This window comes from Kibdelosporangium banguiense (genome assembly GCF_017876405.1).
GTDB classification, from domain to species: domain Bacteria; phylum Actinomycetota; class Actinomycetes; order Mycobacteriales; family Pseudonocardiaceae; genus Kibdelosporangium; species Kibdelosporangium banguiense.
Window position 1 is genome coordinate 1,384,944 of record NZ_JAGINW010000001.1, and the last position, 18,972, is coordinate 1,403,915.

Genomic DNA, 18,972 nt, shown 5'->3' on the forward strand with positions numbered 1-18,972 from the left:
TTACCGGGGCCAGAAGCGTCGCCAATCGTCATCCGACATAGTCGAGGGTTCCACTCCGGCATCTTTCGCCGCACGTTCGGCCGTTCGGACGTCTTCGGCGAACTTCCGCGCGACCGCACGGACCTCGCCTTCCGGGTCCTCGCCCGCGATCTTCGTGGCCGCGGCCATGGTGAACAGCTGCTCGGCGGGGCTCGTGCCGGACGGCAGCAGATCGGCCGGGAAGCCTGCCCGAGTCGTGCGTTGCGCGAGTTTCGCGGCCAGCGCCAGCGCCGGCTGTCCCAGCGCGACACCGTCGATACTGGACTCGCGCTTCTTCTCGTGCTGCTTGAGCTCTTCCCAGCGCTGCTGCTGGGTGGACGAGTCCCGCACGGCGGGGTCGCCGCCCGCGAACACATGCGGGTGCCGGCTCACCAGCTTGGCCACCAGCGTCTCGGCCACCTCGTCGATACCGAACGGGTCCGCCGCGTCCTCTTCGGCGACACGCGCGTGGAACAGGACCTGCAGGAGGACGTCGCCGAGCTCTTCGCGCATCGCGGCGCGGTCGCCGTCCTCGATCGCCTCGATCAGCTCAAAGCACTCTTCGATGAGGTACTTACGCAGGGAATCATGCGTCTGCTCGGCGTCCCACGGGCATCCGCCGGGTGAGCGGAGGCGGTTCATCACCGCCACCGCTTCGAGCAGCTTCTCGCCTGGTGTCACGGCTTCGCGACGCGGGCGGTGTACTGGTAGCCGGAGACCTCTTCGGCGCGCGGCGCGACGTTGTTGCCGATCGGGTCCCAGACGCCGTAGCGCGGGCCGATCTCGAACTTGATGTCGCCGATGTACTGGCTGACCAGGCGGCGGCCGATCTTGTTGAGCAGCTCCGGCGGAACCGAGTCCGCGGCCTCGCGCTCCCGCTCGGGCAGCGTGCCGTTCGGGTTGCGGTTCTTGATCAACGCGACGAACCACAGGTTCTCGCCCTGGTTCTGCAGCATGTGCGGCGCGAGCGAGAAAGCGACGACCGTGTTGGCCTGCGCGCTGACGATCGGGGTCGTGGCGAGCTCGAAGCCGGCGCTCTGGGCGACCAGGACACCTGTGATCAGGCTCATCTCGAAGTCGACGGCCGCGTCGTTCTGCAGCGGCGTGACGATCTCGGTGGACTTGGCCGGGTTCTCGGCCAGTTGCTTGGCCAGGTCCTGCGCCTGCTTCTTGGCCTGCGTGCCACGCACGATGGCGCCGGTGATCGTGATCTGCAACCGGCCCAGATACGACTTCGCCAGCTCCTCGGACAGCAGCTCGTTGCGGGCGACTTCCCGCTCGTCGAACGCCTCGTCGGTGGCCTTGTCCAGATTGGCCTCGATGGCCGTGGCATCCGGCTGCTGCTGAGGCTGCGCCCGCTCGACCACGCGCTGCGCCAAGGCGGCCTCGTCGACCCGGAGGTTCTCCCGCTGCGCGGCCACAGCCGTCAGCTCGTAGTTGACCTCACGCGTCAGGATGCTGCGGGACAACAGATCGAGCTTGTGCTGCTGCTGCAGCTGCTGCGCGAACTGGTTGCCCTTCATGACCTTCTCCACACGCGACTGGATATCGTCGACAGAGATGGTCCGGCCGTCGATGATCGCGGCGGCGTTGGCCTTGTTGGCCCCGGAGCCACACCCAGCGACAAGCACGGCTGCCGCGGTGAGCACAGCGGCGAACTTCGCAGGGCGGCGCATGGCAGTCGTCACAGTCACACCTTCTCACAGAGCTCAAGGTCGCCCGACCGGGGCCAGGCTGATCAGCCGCTCCACAAGCACCGGCCCCGGGTCCCCCTCCTTGAGGAGCAGAGAGATCGCCACGCCCAGGGCGCGCTCAACCTCAGCCCGGTCGAGTGACCGGACCAGGGCATCGGCAAAACGCCCCTGAAGTTCCGCAGGTAAAAGGTGGGCTCCACGTGCGTGCCAGTCCTGAACACCGGCACGCCTGCTCGCCAAGGCCAGGGTCTCGTTGCGCAGGCTGCTGATCCAGTACTCCGCTTGGAGAAGGCGGTCCCGCTCAATGCAGACCCGGGCTCGAACCGCGTGGTGGACGGCATGCCCGAACGTGTCGGCATCATCCCTCGGCGGCGGCATCACCGCCTCATTCGCCTGCCCGAACAGGAGCCGGAAAGTGTCGCCCCGAGGCGCGAAATCCTCGGCAGGAGTCACCGACAGATCAACCTGCAGACCACCCGGCAGCAGAAACACCCGGTAAACGATCGGCCCCGCCTGCAGATCGAACAGCGCGATGCCGTCGAACCGCGAACCCAACTCCCCCGCCAACGAGTCAAGCACCGTGACCGGATCCGCCTCGACAGCGAACGTCAGATCGATGTCGGACCAGCGATCACCAGCCGTGTGAGCACGCGATCCCACGACCGCCGCCGCAGTGATCCGGGCATCCTTCTCGGCCAACCCGATGAGGACAGACTCGACCTCGTCTCGGAAGGCAGCATCGAACATGGAGCCGGCCCCCTCATCCGTGGACAAAAGTGTGGCCACTAACGGCCATAGTGGCAGCACTTCTATCCATCGAGTGGTGTGCCCCCACCTGGGAATCGGCTGTGCCCCCAAAGTGGCGTTGGGAGCGTTCAGTGCTCCGAAAGCCACGTTGGGGGCATATGTCAGCTGACTGGGGCTGGGGTGATGACGAGGCCTTCGAGGAACTTGGTGCACCAGTCCAGGAGGTCCTTGTCGCGGAGGGCGGGGGCGCCCATGCGGCCGCCGGCTGGGCCCTCGGTGGGGCGGGGGACGGTGATTGTGTTGGTGACGGCTTTGTAGGTGGCTTTGGGGTGCAGCCGTTTGAGGCGGACCAGCTGACTGTCGCGCAGGTCGAGGGGGGTGAAGCGGATTGAGCTGCCCTGGGTGGTGACCTCGGTGACGCCGTGGGTGCGGCATGTCTGGCGGAACGTGGCGACGGCGAAGAGGCGTTCGACGGGCAGGGGTGGGGCGCCGTAGCGGTCCTTGAGTTCCTCCATGACGCCAGTGAGTTCGTCCGCGTCGCGGGCGGCGGCGATCTTGCGGTAGGCCTCGAGACGGAGCCGTTCGCCGGGGACGTAATCGTGCGGGATGTGGGCGTCGACGGGCAGGTCGACGCGGACGTCGGCGAGATCCTCCTCGCCTTCGGGGGCGTCGGCACCCGCGTGTTTGCGGAAGGCCTCGACGGCCTCGCCCACCAACCGGACATAGAGGTCGAAGCCGACGCCGGCGATGTGGCCGCTCTGTTCCGCGCCGAGGATGTTGCCGGCGCCGCGGATTTCGAGGTCCTTCATGGCGACGGCCATACCGGCGCCGAGCTCGGTGTTCTGGGCGATGGTGGCGAGGCGATCGTGCGCGGTCTCCGTCAAAGGCGCCTCGGGCGGGTACAGGAAGTAGGCGTACCCGCGTTCACGGCCACGGCCGACGCGGCCGCGCAACTGGTGGAGCTGAGCGAGGCCGAGCAAGTCACCGCGTTCGACGATGAGGGTGTTCGCGTTGGAGATGTCCAGACCGGTTTCGACGATCGTGGTGGACACCAGGACGTCGTGTTCACGTTCCCAGAAGCCCTGGATGATCTTTTCAAGCCTGTCCTCGTTCATCTGGCCGTGTGCTGTGACCACACGGGCCTCGGGAACGAGCTCGCGAATGCGTTTGGCGGCACGCTCGATGGAAGAAACCCGGTTGTGCACGAAGAAGACCTGACCGTCGCGCAGCAACTCGCGGCGGATCGCGGCGCCGACCTGCTTGTCGTCATAACCGCCGACATACGTGAGGATCGGGTGCCGGTCCTCCGGCGGGGTCAGGATCGTGGACATTTCCCGGATGCCCGCCAGCGACATTTCCAGCGTTCGCGGGATCGGCGTGGCGGACATGGTGAGCACGTCGACGTGCGTACGCAGCGCCTTGATGTGCTCCTTGTGCTCGACACCGAAGCGCTGCTCCTCGTCGACAATCACCAGACCGAGGTCTTTGTAACGCATTCCGGTCTGCAGCAGACGGTGCGTGCCGATGACGATATCGACCTCGCCGTCGGCCAGGCCCGCGATGACCTTTTCGGATTCCATCGGGTCGGTGAACCGGGACAGACCCTTGACGTTCACCGGGAATGACCGCATGCGCTCGGCAAACGTATTCAGGTGCTGCTGGGCCAACAGGGTGGTCGGCACAAGGACGACGACCTGCTTGCCGTCCTGGACGGCCTTGAATGCCGCGCGCACAGCGATTTCGGTCTTGCCGTAGCCGACGTCACCACAGATCACGCGGTCCATCGGGACACCGCGTTGCATATCGGCTTTGACCTCGTCGATCGCGGCCATCTGGTCGACGGTCTCGGTGAACGGGAAGGCGTCTTCCAATTCGCGCTGCCACGGCGTGTCCGCACCGAAAGCATGGCCAGGAGCGGACTGGCGGGCCGCGTAGAGCTGGACGAGCTCGGCCGCGATCTGCTTGACCGCCTTGCGCGCCTTGGCTTTGGTGTTCTTCCAGTCCGAGCCGCCGAGCTTGTTCAACGTCGGCAACTCGCCGCCGACATAACGGGAGACCTCGTCAAGCTGGTCGGTGGGAACAAAAAGCCGGTCACCCGGCTGGCCGCGTTTGGACGAGGCGTATTCCAGGACAAGGTATTCACGAGTGGCGCCGGCGACAGTGCGCTGCACCATCTCGATGTACTTGCCGATGCCGTGTTGTTCGTGCACGACATAATCGCCGGTCTTCAGAGCAAGTGGGTCGACGGCATTGCGCCGCCGGGAAGGCATCTTGGCCGACATGTCCTTTGTGGACGTGCCGTGCCGTCCGCCGGTCAGGTCGGTCTCGGTCAGCACGACCAGGGCGGAATCCGGCGCCATGAAACCGTCTTCCAAGGCACCACGGACAACCGTGACCACACCTGTCGCAGGCGCCTCGACAAGACCGTCCGGAGCGAAACGCGCCGGGACGTCAGCCTCGCCGAGTTGCTCGACAGCGCGCTGAGCAGTACCGGTACCAGGCACAACAAGCACGGCCGCGCCACCGGCAGCGGTGTGCGCGCGGAGGTCTGTGAACGCGCGCTCGATGTCGCCGCGATACGACTCGACCGGCCTGACACCAAGGGACAGAACACCTTCGGAGCCGGTGAGCTGACTCAACGTCCACCAGCGACGGCCGGTCTCACGGGCGTGCCCGACGATCTCGCCGAGGTCGCGATAGGCCGAAGCACCCAGGTCGATCGGTGCCTTGCCACCACCGGCCGCGGCCATCCAGGAGGCCTCGAGAAACTCCTGACCAGTGCGGACCAGGTCGTGCGCACGCGTGCGGATCTTCTCCGGGTCGATCACCAGGACGTGCGAACCGTCCGGCAGAACGTCCGTGAGCAGCTCCAACTCGCCCACGCACAGCACCGGGATGAGCGCCTCCATGCCCTCGACCGGGATTCCGCCGGAGAGCTTGGTGAGCATCTCGGCCAGGTGCGCGTCACCCGCGTGGTCGGTCGCCAGGTCGGCGGCGCGACGCTTCACGTCGTCAGTGAGCAGCAGCTCACGGCAAGGCGGAGCCGTGACCTCGGTGACCTTGGTGGACAGCGACCGCTGGTCGGCGACGGAGAACGGCCGGATCTCGCTGACCTCGTCGCCCCAGAACTCGATCCGGTACGGATGCTCGGCGGTCGGCGGGAACAGGTCGAGAATGCCGCCGCGAACTGCGAACTCGCCACGCTTCTCGACCATGTCGACCCGGGAGTAGGCGATCTCGGTGAGCCGTTCGATCAACGCGTCGAAATCGTGCTCGGCGCCGGTCGCCAGGTGGACAGGGGCAAGCTCGCCAAGGCCGGGCGCCATCGGCTGGATGAGGCTGCGAACGGTCGAGACGATGACCTTGATCGGCGGCCCCTCAGGATGCGCAAGCCGCCGCAAAACCGACAGTCGTTGAGCAACCGTGTCCGCGCGCGGAGACAAGCGCTCATGCGGCAACGTCTCCCACGAAGGAAAGCTGACAACCGACTCAGACCCAAGCAAATCGCCTAGGGCAGCCGTCAAGTCGTCAGCCTCACGACCCGTCGCGGTGACGGCCAGGACCGTCGAGTGGGCAGCAAGCGTCGCCGCCACCACCGGGCGCACCGCAGACGGGCCCTCTAGTTCATAGAGCGGCGCGCCGGCGGCTTCGGCGACAGCACTGACGGCGGGATCGTTGGACAGGCCAGCCAACAAACCAGCCAAAGGCGCGTGAGTCACGGAAGCTTCCCCTTGCCGAAGAGTCGGACCCACCCAGCTTACGTCGGCCGGTGTTGATGGTCCTCGCTCCGCTCGGACGGGCTTTGTCGCCAAAGCCGGCCATTTCCACCCCGCCCCACGCAACCGACAACTTCGCTGTGGGCTCCAGCACAGCCTGGCTGGGGCGATGTCGGGCGTGTTGCGGCGCGTAAACGACCGGCGCGACAAAGCCGCCGTACCTGACGTCACCCGAAAGTGGCGAATCGTGAGGTTCGGAACCCTGAAGTCGCGCGCCTACCGTCGGTGCATCGGCAGTGACTCACCGGTGATGGTCAGTGGAATATCACGATCGGCCTGATCGTGAGTTCCGGTTCTTCCCAGAACGGCAGCATCCGGCCGAAGCAGACCGCGTCGAACGGGACCTTGGATGTGGCTCTGTCCTTCTTGACCAGCCAGGCTTCCTCGCACTCCACCCGCATCCGTGACTTGTCGCCCGGGTCCGCGGGGTTGCCGATCGGTGCCTTGAAGATCACCGAGCCGTCGCCGTCCTCGGCGTACTGGAACTCGCCCTCGACCAGCACATACGACTTCAGCTTGTGCAGCCGGCCGGACGCCTCGCCGGTCTTGGCCATGGCTCGCTCGAGCGCGGCGCCGCGCTCCATCGTGCGGTTGCCCAGGTTCGCGTGCAGCAGTTCGGCGCCGTCGTCCAGCGCGTTCAGCAGCACGCCCACGACATCGATCGCTTCCTTCTTCTCGATGTAGGTCTCCACGATCTGCGAGGACGTGGCCTTGCCGACGTCCAGCGACGCGCCCGGGAGGGCGAGTTTGCCGTCCTTGGTGACGCCCACCGTGCGTGTGACCTCCTTGGCCACCAGGCCGACAAGCGTGTTGGCCCGGCAGATGCCCTCGACTTCGGGTTGATCCAAGTAGAACGGAGATCCCCGCACCGTGCGGACGGGCGCGAACCGATGGCGAGCCCGGCGCGCCACCATGAACGTCCAGCCCCCGGCGATCAGAGCGGCCACCCCCACGACCAGCACGACCACCCAGGGCCACCAGACCGACCACCACAGCTCACTGTCGACACCCACGGATCTGTTTCACCGCCTCCAGCAGGGACTCGGTCGACGAATCCACGGTGGTCACGCCATTCAGACTTGTCACTTCGGCCAGCTGAGCGGGATTCGCCGCGTCCAGCCGGATCACGAACGTCGGCGCGGGCAGCTTCGGGCGCGCGGCCAGGAACGCCTCTTTGCTCGTGCCCGCGTTGTTCTCGCCGTCGGTGATCAGCACGACGGTCCCGTCCTGCACCAGTTGGTAGGCGCGATCCAGGGCCGACCAGATCGCCGTGCCGCCGGCCAGTCCCCCGGACGCCACGACGTCACGCAGCGCGTCCAGATCGGCCTGACCACCGATCGTCACCGTCCGTTCTTCCAGGATCTGACCGGCGAACCGGATCACGGTCACCGATTCGCCGAGCCGGAACTGGTCGAACCCGCCGTTGCCGGTCAGGGTCGCGAACGCCTGCCGCAGTCCGGCGATCCGGGCGTCACGCATCGAAGCCGAGAAATCCAGGGCTAACACCACCTTGCCGCTTTGGCCCGCGCGATCGTACGCGGCCAACAAGGTGTCCAGAACCTGTTGTGTGCCAGGGAAATACAACGCCGTCCCGAGCGGCTCGCGCAGCATGCCGGTGCGCGGCATGTCCGGGTCGAGTGGCCTGCGGAAGGTCTTCTCCATGATCGCGCGCTGGGCTGCCCGCGACTTCAGCCAGTCGGCCACTTTGTCGTATGCCGCCCGCTTCTGGTGATCGAGCAGCATCAACGGGTAGTCCAGCAGGACGATCCCGTCCCGCGGGTAGATCACTTCCAGCTGTTCGCGCAGCTTGCCGGATGCGTTGAGGGACAACACTTCCGACTCGTGTGTCACCACCGCGTCGACTTCGTCCTGTCTGGCCGGGTACTGCCCGGCGTCGAAGTCCCGCCGCCCCACCAGGAACGACTGCAGCTTGTCGCACTTGACGTCCTCAGGCCGCAGAGCCGCGCCTGTCCCCGCCGCGGCCGTCGCCACGCCGATCAGCGCGGCCAGTCCACTGCCCGACCTGCGGGGATCGGCCATGCCGAACCTGAGCTCGCCGATGCCCGCGCTCGCGGCGACATCCGCCCACGACGGCGGGCCCTTGTGCTTGAGCTGCCTGGCTTTCGCCGGTTTCACGCCGATCACCAGCGGAGACATCATCGTGCTGGTGGACAGCGGCAACTGCGTCGACCTCAGCTTCAGATAGCGGTTGGTCGACAGCCACGCCAGGTCCTGTTTCGCATTGCCGGTGGCGAGATCGTCGCTGGCCTGGACAGTTCCTTTCGTGTCCAGCTTCAACTCGACTCCGGTGTCGCGGCGCAGATCCTCCAGGACCGGCGTGAGGTCGGCCAGCTCGGAGCTCGCCAGCACGGTCAACGTCGTGGGCTCGTTCCCGGTGAGCGTGCAACCAGCGAGCACCAGCAACAGAACGACCAGGATTCTCACCATGGCACTTCTTCGAGCTGCTTGCACCCGAAGACCGTGCTGATCAGCCTGGCCAGATCGGCCGACTTCGGCATGAACGACTCGGTCTCGCTCAGCTGCGGCCGGGCAACCCCGCGTTCGGCGAGCAGGTCGTCCAGCGATTCCGGCCCGGACACCCGCAAGCCCAGCTCCAGCGCCCGCCTGCGCAGATCGGCGTTGTTGTTGATCAGCCAGCCGACCCGCTCGCCCTTGTCGGAGAACGAGACCAGCCACGGTTCGGTGGTGTGCCGGGCCTTGGGATAGAGCAGGACCCGGTCGTCGTCCATCCGGCCGGTCTGTTCCAGCTTCCTGAGCTGGTACGAGAAATACTGGTGCTCATAGAAGACCGCGACCGGCGCGGACGCACGGCCCTCCGGCTGGAAGAACTTGAACCCCAGCCCGTTCTCGTGCTGGCCCTCGACCGTCAGCACCGGCCCGATCTTCTCTGCAAGCGCGGGCACGGATGCCGCTGTCATCGTCTTGCTCTCGTTGGCCGCGAAGGCGACAAGCCCGACATAGGCCGCGCCTGAGTACGACTGACACGGATCTGGCGACTGCACAATCATCTGATTGGTATTGGCCACCCCGTATCTGCTCCACGTCTGTGGTTCCGGCGAACCCACCAATGCGGAGAACCTCACGATGTCCACGGTGAAGTACATGCCCTGACTGCCGGTCTGCGGTTCAGCCACACCCGCCTTGCTCAGGGCTTCGGCATATTCCCGGAAAGCACCCAGGACCAACGGGCTTCTGAACGTGTAGAAGCGCTGGCCGCCGTACGTCTCGTTCACCGACTCGCCGACCATCTGACCGGACGGCATCACGAAGTCGTACTCGTTGGGCTTCTTCAGTTTGCTGTCCGGGATGTCGAGCGAGCCGCCCGAGTCGGTGATGTGCACCTGGACGCCCTGCCGCATCAGGATCCGCTTGACCTGCTCGTCCTTGAAGAAGTCGGCCTTGGATGCCATCAATGCCTCGACGACAGCGGTGAACGGCATCGACACCGCACCGGATGCGTACAGCGCGATGGCACACGTAAGAGAAATGACAACAGCGAGACCGAACGGGAACAAGAACCGTTTCCGCCGGAAGCTCGATCTTGGTGGGTCGATGATGGTGAAAGTGGGTTCGCCGGCCACAGGACCCCCTCAGAAGCTGTGTTCCCCCATGAGGATCGCATGATCGACGCTCGGGGTGGCGGCTCGGCGCCAAGTTCGTCCAGGCATCCGGAACCCGTGACACAAGAGTTACCCGGCAGGCACACGTTCGGGCTAACACCGACGCCACTTCTTGACATTTCAAGGACAGGGTTCAGTCAAGCCGAATATCGATCTTCAATTCGAGAACGGCAATTCACAAAAGGGCATCCATGGTCATCCGGAACCCGTGACACAAGAGTTACGTCCCACCGGCGGTACACGCGGTAATCATTCGAATACGGTGTTTGTCAGCCGACGAGGGGACGACGGTGAAAATCGACGACGGAGGCGGCAAGGCAGCCAGTGGTTCGATCATGACAAGTATGATCGAATTCGCAAAATTGGCAGCTCAAGGCGGATTCGAGATCAGCAGAGAAGGAGGTGATCATTTACTGAAGGCGATCGACGGTTTCCAGGACTGGATAAACGATCAATCAGATCGGATCAGACTGCTCGAACAAGACAGGAAGCTCGGGACTTCCAACGCGGCAAAGGTCATAGGCCCCTTCGCACAGCAGGTCGCGAATGATGATCAAGGATTCATCACCCAGCTGTTCGCGCTCCGTGATTCGCTGCACAAAGCTCGGGAGGGCATCCAATTGGCCATGGACCAGTACGAACGGACAGAGGAGGCTACTCGCGGTAACCTCAAGAACATCTCGACCTGAGCGCCACCGAGCAACCGAGGGGTGTAGATGGTTCCGAGAAGGCCAGTACTGGTCCTCGCACTCTTGGCAGCGTTGACAGCATGTTCCGATCAGGCGACCGGTGTCCCCACAGCCGGGGTAACAACCCCTCGATCAACAACTGCAGGCGGGCCATTTCCCAGCACGCCAAGCCGTTCAGCAGACACCGGGGGCGCAGCGAACAGACCGAAAGGGCCAATGGCGGATGTCGCACCATGCTCACTGCTGACTTCCACCGAAGTAGCCGAGCTACAAGCCGGGCCAAGCAAGGAAGAGACCATCAACAAAGCCCGTGCCTGCAGGTTTACCGAAGCCAAGGGGTTTACGATGAGTGTGGCGATCTTCGACGAGCTGGGACTGGACGACCTGGTCGCCAGGGGTACACCCAAACCGGTGACGGTCGGCAACCGCAAAGCACTTCAGTCCATCGGCGGAATCGACACCTGCGCGATCTCGATCGAGCTGACCAATACGTCCAGAGTGGACACTCAGGGAACCGCGGGCGGCGACGAACAGAAGTCGTGCGACATAGCGCTGAAAGTCGCCCGGTTGGTGGAGCCCAAGCTGCCGACCGGTTGAATCGCGGTCACTGGAAGTTCGGGGGCCGCTTGCCCAGGAAGGCCTGAACTCCTTCGGCGTAGTCGGCGCTGTGCACGGCCTCGTCGTACAGCGCGTGGACGCTGTCGTCCTCAGGCTCGTTGTTCGCGATTTTGTTGATGATTGTCTTCGCGCCGGTCAGGCTCACCTGGGAGCGGCTCACGATCGTCTCGGCGAGTTCCTTCGCGCGGGCGGGCAGCTCGGACGCCGGGTGCAGCTCGTTGACCAGGCCGATCCGCAGCGCGGTCCGGGCGGAGATGATCTCGCCGGTGAAGAGGATCTGCTTGGCCCAGGCCTTGCCTACCGCGTCGACCAACTGCTTGGTGGAGGTGAAGTTGTAGACGATGCCCAGCTTGGCCGGGGTGATCCCGAACCGGGCGTCGTCCGCCGCGATCCGCAGATCGCACGCCAGCGCGATTTCACACCCACCGCCGATGCAGAAGCCGTTGATCACGGCGACCGTCGGGCGCGAGAACTCCGCAATCGCGCGCTCGGCCGCGTGCACTGCGTCGCTGTATCGAGTCGCGCCTTCCGCACCAGACCGCAGCGTGGCGAACTCGCTGATGTCCGCGCCCGCCGAGAAGTGCTCGCCGCCCTGGATCAGCAGGACGCGGGCCTGCTCGGCCTCGGCCAGCAGTCCCGGGATCGCCGACCACATCTCCAGGCTCATCGCGTTGCGCTTGGCCGGCCGGTCGATGGTCAACGTCGCCACGGCGCCCGCCGTCTCCAACCTCAGGTGCACCCGATCACCCTGCCATGCCGCGCCCCTGATCAGACATGGTGCCCGCCACTGACGTGACATGGTCACGACCTTTTTGCCCGAAACCACACAGCGAGCGGACACTCGCTGGCGCATCCTGTCCGCATGCGACGGATCGGCCTGCTGCTTGTCACCGCGGCGACCTTGACTGCCTGCTCCGAACCTTCCGCCGGGCAGATCCCGGCGCCACCGAACTCGCCGGGTCCGGCCAGCTCAGCGGCGAAGGCGATCGCTCCCGGGCTGAAGATCGAGACTGTCGCGGGCGGGCTTGAGCACGGCTGGGACATGGGCTTCCTGCCCGACGGCAAGGTCCTGGTCACCCAGCGGCCGGGCAAGCTCGCGCTGATCTCGTCGACCAAGCCGGGCGCCCAGGTCACGCAGGTCCAGGCCGATTTCAGCGATGTGCTCGTGGCCGGTGAGGGCGGTCTGATGGGCATGGTTCTGGAGCCGGACTTCGCCCAGACGCGGCAGTTCATCACATGCCAGACGTACAAGGAGAACGGCGCCGCGAAGGACATCCGGCTGATCCGTTGGCGCCTGTCACCTGACGGTCGGAGCGCGGAGCGCGTAGGTGTGCTGTTGTCGGGTCTGCCCGTTGCGCGTGGTGGTCGGCACTCAGGTTGCCGTCCGACCGTCGCGCCTGATGGTTCGTTGCTCGTGGGTACGGGCGACACGGCGAACCCGAAGCCGTCGCAGGACCGCACCAACCTGGGCGGCAAGGTCCTCAAGCTGGACATCAAGACCGGTGGCCCCGCTCCTGGCAACCCGTTCATCAACGCGCAGAACGCCAACGAGAAGCGCGTCTACACGTACGGTCACCGCAATGTGCAGGGCGTCGCGGTCCGGCCGGGCAGTGCGCAGATCATCACGGCCGAGCACGGACCGGACAAGAACGACGAGATCAACATCGAGATCTCGGGCAAGAACTATGGCTGGGATCCGTCGAAGGGCGGAACGGAGAACAGCTACGACGAGAGCGTCCCCATGACGGATCTGAAGCGCTTCCCGGACGCCGTACCAGCCCTATGGGAGTCCGGCGAGACAACCGAGGCCGTATGCGCCGCGGCGTTCCTCAGTGGAACGCAATGGGGCGACTTGGACGGATCGCTTGTCGTGACGGCGTTGAAGGGCGCGAAGGCGATGCTGTTCAAGCTGGACGACGCCGGGAAGGTCCAGTCGGTGTCCATCCCGCCGGAGTTCAACGACGCTTTCGGGCGGCTGCGTGCGGCGCGGACCGGGCCGGACGGCGCCCTGTACATCACGACCTCCAATGGCACCGACGACAAGCTGCTGAGGGTTACGCGCGGCTAGTCCGGTTTCCGGCCACGCTGAACCCCCTCTTCCCATGCGCCGTCTGACGATAAGGTCGGAAAAGGTCCTGAATGGGAGGTTCACGTGAACCGGAAGCTGCTCACTGTCCTTATTGGATTTTTGTCGGCGTTGACAGTGCTGGTCGCGCCGGCGGCGGCCGCCCAGGGACTGACCGAGGCCGAAGCCGCCGCGGAACTCGACCAGCGGCTGGCCTCCGGCGCGGTGAGTGTCTGCTACAGCGTGCACGTTCAAGATCACAACTGGCTGGGCACGGTCTGCGACGGCGAGGAGGCCGGCGCCGAGTGGCCGTGGGACAAGCGGATCGAGGCTGTGATGATCGGCGTGAACGGCGGTGGCGCCGGCGTCTGCTACGAGGCGCACCTGCAGGACATCGGCTGGGAAAGCCAAAAGTGCAACCTGCAGCAGGCCGGGACGGTCGGACAGGCGCGGCGGCTGGAAGCCCTCAAAGTCACCGGATCCGGTGTGACCCTCTGCTACACCGCAAGGGGCCAGGGGTACGACTGGCAGCAGGTCCCGAAGTGCCAGGGTGGTGTCGCGGGCTCCGTGGGCGCAGGCAGGTACATGAGCGGCCTCAAGATCTGGGTCGCCTGACAAGTTTCCGCGGCCCCGGGCAGTCACTAGGGTGACGCCATGTCGTTCCCTGACGCGGTCTTCGCCGCGCTGCGTGCCGAGCCGTCGAAGATCGCCGTGGAACACGGCTCACGCGAGGTCACCCGGGCCGAACTGCTCGGGTTGACCAGCCGGATCGCGGCCGGGATGCGGGTAGCCCGGGTCAAGCGCGGCTCGGGCGTCGCGATGATCACCGACGTGACGCCTGAGGCGCTGGCCGCTTACCTGGCGGCGTGGGCGTTGGGCGCGCGGGTTGTGGGGATTCGGCCTGGGTTCAGCGACAAGCAGCTGGACCACATGCTCAGCGACGGGCTGGACCTGGTCGTCACGGACGCGAAACTCCCGGAGCTGCTCGACACGCCGGACGAGCCGTTGATCCTGACGTCTCGTCCGGGGGATGTGGCGCGGCTGGTCTACACGAGCGGGAGCACCGGTCTCCCCAAGGGCTGCGTGCAGACGTATGGCGCGCTTTCCGCGCACTACAACTGGAATCCTGACAACTGGGATGCGGCGACCATCCGGCTGGCGGCGGCATGCGATCGGTATCTCCTGTTCGGCAGCCTCGCAAGCGTTGTCGTGCAGGACTATCTGGCGCTTTGCCTGTTGCACGGCGGAACCGCCGTGATTCCCGAGGAACTACGTTTCCCGGATGTGCTCTCGTCGCTGCGGATCACGTTCACCATCATGAACGTGCCGAGGCTGTACGCGATGCTGGACTCGTTGCGGGACAACCCACTCGACATGAGCAGCCTGCAAGGCATGATCGTCGCCGGCTCCCCCCTGACACCGCACCGCCTCGCCGAGGCCCAGCAACGCCTCGGACCCGTTGTGTACCAAGGCTATGGGCAGAGTGAGACCAACGGTCTGACGATTCTCACGCCGGAAGAAGGTCACCAGGACTCCGTCGGGCGCCTGCAGGGCGGAGTGGAGATCGAGATCCGGGACGGCGAAGTGTGGGCCCGCAACCCGTGGATGATGCGTGAGTACTGGGAAAACCCGGCCGAGACAGCCGAAGTGGTCGTCGACGGCTGGGTTCGTACGCGTGATCTCGGCGAGCTCAGGGACGGCTACCTCTATCTGACCGGCCGCACCCGGGACGTCGTGATCGTCAACGGCTATCCGGTGTACGCGGGCCCGATCGAACGCGTGCTCGCCCAGCACCCGGATGTGGATCAGGCATACGTGCTCGGCCCTGAAGAGGTCCTGCACGCGTTCGTGATCCCCCTGGCAGGACGGGAACCTTCGATCGACGAACTGTCCTCTTTGGTCAGAGACGAGCTCGGCCCGGACAGCGTCCCGACGACGATCACCTTCGTTGACGAGGTCCCGGTCGCCCCCAGCGGCAAGCCCGACAAGAAGGCCCTGCTCGGCTAGCGGTGCGCCCGCGGTTTGTGTTCCAGGTGGGACAGGCCGTTCCAGGCCAGGTTGACCAGGTGGGCCGCCACCTCGTGTTTGCGGGGTTTACGGACGTCCAGCCACCACTGCCCGGTGAGCGCGACCATGCCGACGAGGGCCTGCGCGTAGAGACCGGCCAGCTTGGGGTCGTAGCCGCGGGAGCTGAAATGCACGCCGAGAATGTGTTCTACGTGACTGGCGATGTCGGACAGCAGGCTGGAGAATGTGCCGGTTGAACTGGCTACCGGGGAGTCGCGGACCAGGATCCGGAAGCCGTCGGTCGAGGTGTCGACGTAGTCCAGCAGTGCCCCGGCCGCGTGCTCGAGCAGCGTGCGGGGGTGCATGTCCTCCGACAACGAGGCCGTGATCGCGGTCAGCAGTTCGTCCATCTCGCGGTCGACCACCACCGCGTAGATGCCTTCCTTGCCGCCGAAGTGTTCGTAGACAACGGGTTTGCTCACGCCTGCCCGGTGCGCGATCTCCTCGACCGAGGCGCCGTCGAAGCCTTTTTCGGCGAAGAGCGCACGGGCTACGTCCAGAAGCTGCCGACGCCGCTGCGTTCCGGTCATCCGGACGCGCGCGGTCGTCGGCGCTCCTGGCTGGTTACGTCTCACCCGATTACAGTAAGCGAACTAATCCTTGCCGACTGCCAGGCGGGCCAGGCGTTGCTCGGTGGGCCAGCGCACGTCGTACACCCAGCCGAACTTCTCGAAGATCCAGATCAGCCGGGCGGAAGTGTCGATCTGGCCGCGCTGCACGCCGTGCCGGGCGCAGGTCGGGTCGGCGTGGTGCAGGTTGTGCCACGACTCGCCGAAGGACAGGATCGCCAGCGGCCAGAAGTTCGCGGCCTTGTCACGGCTCTTGAAGGGCCGCTCGCCGATCATGTGGCAGATCGAGTTGGTCGACCAGGTCACGTGGTGCAGGATCGCCACGCGCACGAAGCCGGCCCAGAAGAACGCGGTCAGCGCGCCCCACCAGGACCACGTGGCCAGCCCGCCGATCAGCGCGGGCAGCAGGAACGTGAGCACGGTGAACAGCACGAAGAGCTTGTTGACCCGGACGATGTCCTTGTCGGCCATCAGGTCCGGCGCGAACCGCTGCTTGTTGGTCACGTCACGCTCGAAGATCCAGCCCATGTGCGCGTGCCAGAAACCGCGGGCCAGGGCCCACGGCGAGGTGCCGAACAGCCACGGCGAGTGCGGGTCGCCCTCACGGTCGGAGAACGCGTGGTGGCGGCGGTGGTCGGCGACCCAGGTGATCGGCGGGGACTGCACCGCCATGCTGCCCATGATCGCCAGCATGATCCGCATCGGCCGCTTGGCCTTGAACGAGTTGTGCGTGAAGAGCCGGTGGTAGCCCACGGTCACACCGAGGCCGCTGAAGTAGAAGAAGAACAGGGCCAGGCCCACGTCGAGCCAGCTCAACCCCCAGCCCCACAGCAGCGGGACGGCCGCGATCAGCGCCGCGAAGGGCAGCACGATGAACATGTAGACCGCGATCTGCGTCGCAAGATTGCGCTTGCCTTCGAACAGCGGCTTCGGGCCGTCGCTCGGTGACGCCTGCTCCTCGGACTTGTCGAGGGTTGTTGTCATTCGCCCACCTCATGTGGCTTAGGTCAGCCTTACCTACGATAACGTAACTTACGACAGGGTAGGTTGTCAGCGACTCGAAGCGCCAGCCTGCGGGGGATAAACGAGTGCCGTACCACGTCTCGCGAATACCCGGGTGTGACCCTGCTAACGCCCATTCGGGTAGTCCTGCCGGACAAAATCCACCGGGTGTCTCTCGCTGCCCAACCCCACTCGTGCGACGATGTCCAACCGTGAGCCCTCACGGGCTCTGATCCGCCGTGGTGTAAAGGCAGCACCTCAGATTTTGGTTCTGATGGTCCAGGTTCGATCCCTGGCGGCGGAGCGGTCTCAAAGCGAAAAAACGGTTGATGGGCAGGGGGTGCACCGCTGCGCAACGAGTCGGACGAGGAGCACCCGCCCGCGCTGGATGAGAAGTCCGACGCGTGGCTGGTCGGTCGCGCCAGTGAACTACTGGCGATCACGCAGAGCGTGGGACGCGAAGAGCAGGTCCAGAACGTCGACGAGGTCGACCAGATGCTGGCCGAGGCACAGCATCGCGGCGAGCCGCGCATGGTCGCCCAGCTGTTGCGTTCCGCCGTAGCCGTCCGACTCACCACCTCCGGCCTGGCCGGCACAGCGCAGCCGTTGCTCGACGAGATGATGGTGCACACGCGGCGCCACGGTCTCGTCGTCCTGGAAGCCGACGCGCACGCCCTGCACGGCCGGATGATGCTGATGGAGGCCGCGGAGGACATCGCGCTGTCGGAGGCCGCGGTCGCACTCGCGATGCTCGACGACGACCTCACCCCGGACGTGATGCTCGGCCGTCGCAAGTGGGACATCCTGCTGGCCTCCACCCTGATGGACATCGGCCTCGTGCTCACCCAGCTCGGTGTGTACGAGGAAGCCGACCAGGTGATGAACCGGGCACACCGGTGCATCCGGGAGAGCGCCGGGCCGCACCAGATCGCCGTGCACATGATCAACCGGATCCGGATGCTCGTCGGCTGGGGCCTGCGGCTGGAACGCATCGGCGACGACGACCAGGCCGGCGACCGGTTCCAGACCGCCGCGGCGATCGCCCAGGCGGTGGAAGGGCCGTTCCGCGAGTCGTTGTTCCCGCGCCGCGCCGAGCTTTCCGCCGCCGAGCAGGTGCACGTCGTCGCGGCCGCGCACGCGCTGGCGCAGCCGTCGGCGGACCACGTCGAGCTGCTGTTCAAGCTCAAACCGACTGCGCAGTACGCCCGCGAGCTGATCATCACAGCGATCGCGCTGGCTCGTTGCCTCGAGCACACCGGCCTGGTCGCCGAGGCCGTGGACGTGCTGGCGGACGCGCGAGTCAGCCTGGAGGGCGACCCGACCGAGCCGACGCTGCGACTGTGCCTGGTGCGTGAGTTCGCGCGGCTGTCCGGGCCGGACGGCGGCGAGCGCACGATGAGCGCGCTGGAGAGCTACGCGCAGGAGCTCGAAGCGCAGCTGTGGGACATGCGTGAGTCTCGTATCTCGACTCTGAACACACGCCGCGAACACGAACGGTTGACCCGTAAGCACGGCGAGACCGAGCGTCAGGCACTGCAGGACCCGTTGACGGGGTTGCCGAACCGTCGCGCGCTCGACGACCGTCTGGAGACGCTCTCCGCGTCGCCCAACAACCACCCGCTCGCGCTGGCGCTCGTAGACCTCGACGGGTTCAAGGAAGTCAACGACCAGTACTCACACGCCGAAGGCGACGATGTCCTTCGTGTCATAGCCAGCACTGTGCGTGACGCGTTGCGCGGCGGCGACATGGTCGCGCGATACGGCGGTGACGAGTTCGTCGTGTTGTTGCCGGGCGCGCCTTTGCACGCCGCCGAAGCCGCGCTCAACCGCGCGGTGTCCGCGGTTTCCCGGCTACCGGCAGACCTTTCGCACGGTGTGACGTTGTCCGTCGGTGTGGTCGCGTTGCGTCCGCAGGAAACTGCGGCGCGTGCGCTCGCACGGGCCGACGCGGCGATGTACGAAGCGAAACGCAGTGGTGGCAACGGTGTCGCTGCTGTGACCATGAGCACGGAGACCGCGCAGTCCGGACGGGTTATCGATGACCCCGCGTGGTCCATCCCGGAGGCAACGTAGGATCGTCACCTGG

At 65.8% G+C, this 18,972-nt stretch carries 15 protein-coding genes, 1 tRNA gene and 1 pseudogene; 7 read left to right on the plus strand and 10 right to left on the minus strand.

The window, feature by feature from the left end; translation table 11 throughout:
• The 7 genes and pseudogenes from JOF56_RS06575 to JOF56_RS06605 form a co-directional block, all read right to left on the minus strand.
• A pseudogene (locus JOF56_RS06575) lies at positions 1-696 on the minus strand (nucleoside triphosphate pyrophosphohydrolase); the annotation flags it as partial.
• On the minus strand, positions 696-1,706 hold the full coding sequence (locus JOF56_RS06580) for a SurA N-terminal domain-containing protein (RefSeq protein WP_209635508.1): 1,011 nt from the start codon (positions 1,704-1,706) through the stop codon (positions 696-698). The pseudogene JOF56_RS06575 and the gene JOF56_RS06580, both read right to left, overlap by 1 nt.
• A gap of 21 nt (positions 1,707-1,727) precedes the next feature.
• Positions 1,728-2,459 (minus strand): nucleotidyltransferase domain-containing protein, encoded by a 732-nt coding sequence (locus tag JOF56_RS06585; RefSeq protein ID WP_209635510.1) that lies wholly within the window; start codon positions 2,457-2,459, stop codon positions 1,728-1,730.
• A 161-nt stretch (positions 2,460-2,620) separates the two neighbouring features.
• Positions 2,621-6,178, minus strand: a complete 3,558-nt coding sequence (gene mfd / locus JOF56_RS06590) for a transcription-repair coupling factor (RefSeq protein ID WP_209635512.1) — start codon at positions 6,176-6,178, stop codon at positions 2,621-2,623.
• A gap of 311 nt (positions 6,179-6,489) precedes the next feature.
• A complete protein-coding gene (locus JOF56_RS06595; RefSeq protein ID WP_209635514.1) occupies positions 6,490-7,248 on the minus strand; it encodes a hypothetical protein in 759 nt (252 codons plus the stop codon).
• Positions 7,232-8,683, minus strand: a complete 1,452-nt coding sequence (locus JOF56_RS06600; RefSeq protein ID WP_209635515.1) for a vWA domain-containing protein — start codon at positions 8,681-8,683, stop codon at positions 7,232-7,234. The genes JOF56_RS06595 and JOF56_RS06600 overlap by 17 nt, the downstream gene beginning before the upstream one ends.
• Positions 8,677-9,837: a hypothetical protein gene (locus JOF56_RS06605; RefSeq protein ID WP_209635517.1), complete on the minus strand. Its 1,161-nt coding sequence runs from the start codon at positions 9,835-9,837 to the stop codon at positions 8,677-8,679. The genes JOF56_RS06600 and JOF56_RS06605 overlap by 7 nt, the downstream gene beginning before the upstream one ends.
• Before the next feature lie 329 nt (positions 9,838-10,166).
• Between JOF56_RS06605 and JOF56_RS06610 the strand changes: the two genes are divergently transcribed.
• Positions 10,167-10,565: a hypothetical protein gene (locus JOF56_RS06610; RefSeq protein WP_209635519.1), complete on the plus strand. Its 399-nt coding sequence runs from the start codon at positions 10,167-10,169 to the stop codon at positions 10,563-10,565.
• Between the two features lie 27 nt (positions 10,566-10,592).
• A complete protein-coding gene (locus tag JOF56_RS06615) occupies positions 10,593-11,162 on the plus strand; it encodes a DUF3558 family protein (RefSeq protein WP_245378173.1) in 570 nt (189 codons plus the stop codon).
• 7 nt (positions 11,163-11,169) lie between these two features.
• On the opposite strand, the gene JOF56_RS06620 is transcribed toward JOF56_RS06615, so the two are convergent.
• On the minus strand, positions 11,170-11,922 hold the full coding sequence (locus JOF56_RS06620) for an enoyl-CoA hydratase/isomerase family protein (RefSeq protein ID WP_307854955.1): 753 nt from the start codon (positions 11,920-11,922) through the stop codon (positions 11,170-11,172).
• 123 nt (positions 11,923-12,045) lie between these two features.
• Here JOF56_RS06620 and JOF56_RS06625 point away from each other — a divergent pair, with 123 nt between their 5' ends.
• The 3 genes from JOF56_RS06625 to JOF56_RS06635 all read left to right on the plus strand — a co-directional run bounded on the left by JOF56_RS06625 (position 12,046) and on the right by JOF56_RS06635 (position 15,255).
• Positions 12,046-13,251, plus strand: a complete 1,206-nt coding sequence (locus JOF56_RS06625) for a PQQ-dependent sugar dehydrogenase (protein ID WP_209635525.1) — start codon at positions 12,046-12,048, stop codon at positions 13,249-13,251.
• Positions 13,252-13,335: 84 nt separating this feature from the next.
• Positions 13,336-13,863 (plus strand): hypothetical protein, encoded by a 528-nt coding sequence (locus JOF56_RS60000; protein WP_209635527.1) that lies wholly within the window; start codon positions 13,336-13,338, stop codon positions 13,861-13,863.
• A gap of 39 nt (positions 13,864-13,902) precedes the next feature.
• Positions 13,903-15,255, plus strand: coding sequence for a class I adenylate-forming enzyme family protein (locus JOF56_RS06635; RefSeq protein ID WP_209635528.1), 1,353 nt, complete (start codon positions 13,903-13,905; stop codon positions 15,253-15,255).
• Here the strand turns inward: JOF56_RS06635 and JOF56_RS06640 are convergent.
• Together JOF56_RS06640 and JOF56_RS06645 are read right to left on the minus strand one after the other, a co-directional pair.
• Positions 15,252-15,845: a TetR/AcrR family transcriptional regulator gene (locus JOF56_RS06640; RefSeq protein ID WP_209648055.1), complete on the minus strand. Its 594-nt coding sequence runs from the start codon at positions 15,843-15,845 to the stop codon at positions 15,252-15,254. The two genes, JOF56_RS06635 and JOF56_RS06640, sit on opposite strands and share 4 nt — an antisense overlap.
• 63 nt (positions 15,846-15,908) lie before the next feature.
• The gene (locus tag JOF56_RS06645) at positions 15,909-16,868 is read right to left on the minus strand and encodes an acyl-CoA desaturase (protein WP_209635529.1); all 960 of its coding nucleotides are present in this window, start codon (positions 16,866-16,868) and stop codon (positions 15,909-15,911) included.
• Between the two features lie 251 nt (positions 16,869-17,119).
• On the opposite strand from JOF56_RS06645, the gene JOF56_RS06650 reads away from it, so the two are divergent.
• Positions 17,120-17,190 (plus strand) — tRNA-Gln (locus JOF56_RS06650).
• Between the two features lie 146 nt (positions 17,191-17,336).
• Positions 17,337-18,959, plus strand: a complete 1,623-nt coding sequence (locus tag JOF56_RS06655; protein ID WP_307854956.1) for a tetratricopeptide repeat-containing diguanylate cyclase — start codon at positions 17,337-17,339, stop codon at positions 18,957-18,959.
• The last annotated feature ends 13 nt before the right edge of the window (positions 18,960-18,972 follow it).

What these genes read in the sequence shown, in the direction of transcription:
- JOF56_RS06585 (WP_209635510.1), bottom strand. Translation starts at nt 2,459, where the DNA reads ATGTTCGATGCTGCCTTCCGAGACGAGGTCGAGTCTGTCCTCATCGGG.
- JOF56_RS06600 (WP_209635515.1), bottom strand. Translation starts at nt 8,683, where the DNA reads ATGGTGAGAATCCTGGTCGTTCTGTTGCTGGTGCTCGCTGGTTGCACG.
- JOF56_RS06615 (WP_245378173.1), top strand. Translation starts at nt 10,593, where the DNA reads ATGGTTCCGAGAAGGCCAGTACTGGTCCTCGCACTCTTGGCAGCGTTG.
- JOF56_RS06625 (WP_209635525.1), top strand. Translation starts at nt 12,046, where the DNA reads ATGCGACGGATCGGCCTGCTGCTTGTCACCGCGGCGACCTTGACTGCC.
- JOF56_RS06635 (WP_209635528.1), top strand. Translation starts at nt 13,903, where the DNA reads ATGTCGTTCCCTGACGCGGTCTTCGCCGCGCTGCGTGCCGAGCCGTCG.
- JOF56_RS06640 (WP_209648055.1), bottom strand. Translation starts at nt 15,845, where the DNA reads ATGACCGGAACGCAGCGGCGTCGGCAGCTTCTGGACGTAGCCCGTGCG.
- JOF56_RS06645 (WP_209635529.1), bottom strand. Translation starts at nt 16,868, where the DNA reads ATGACAACAACCCTCGACAAGTCCGAGGAGCAGGCGTCACCGAGCGAC.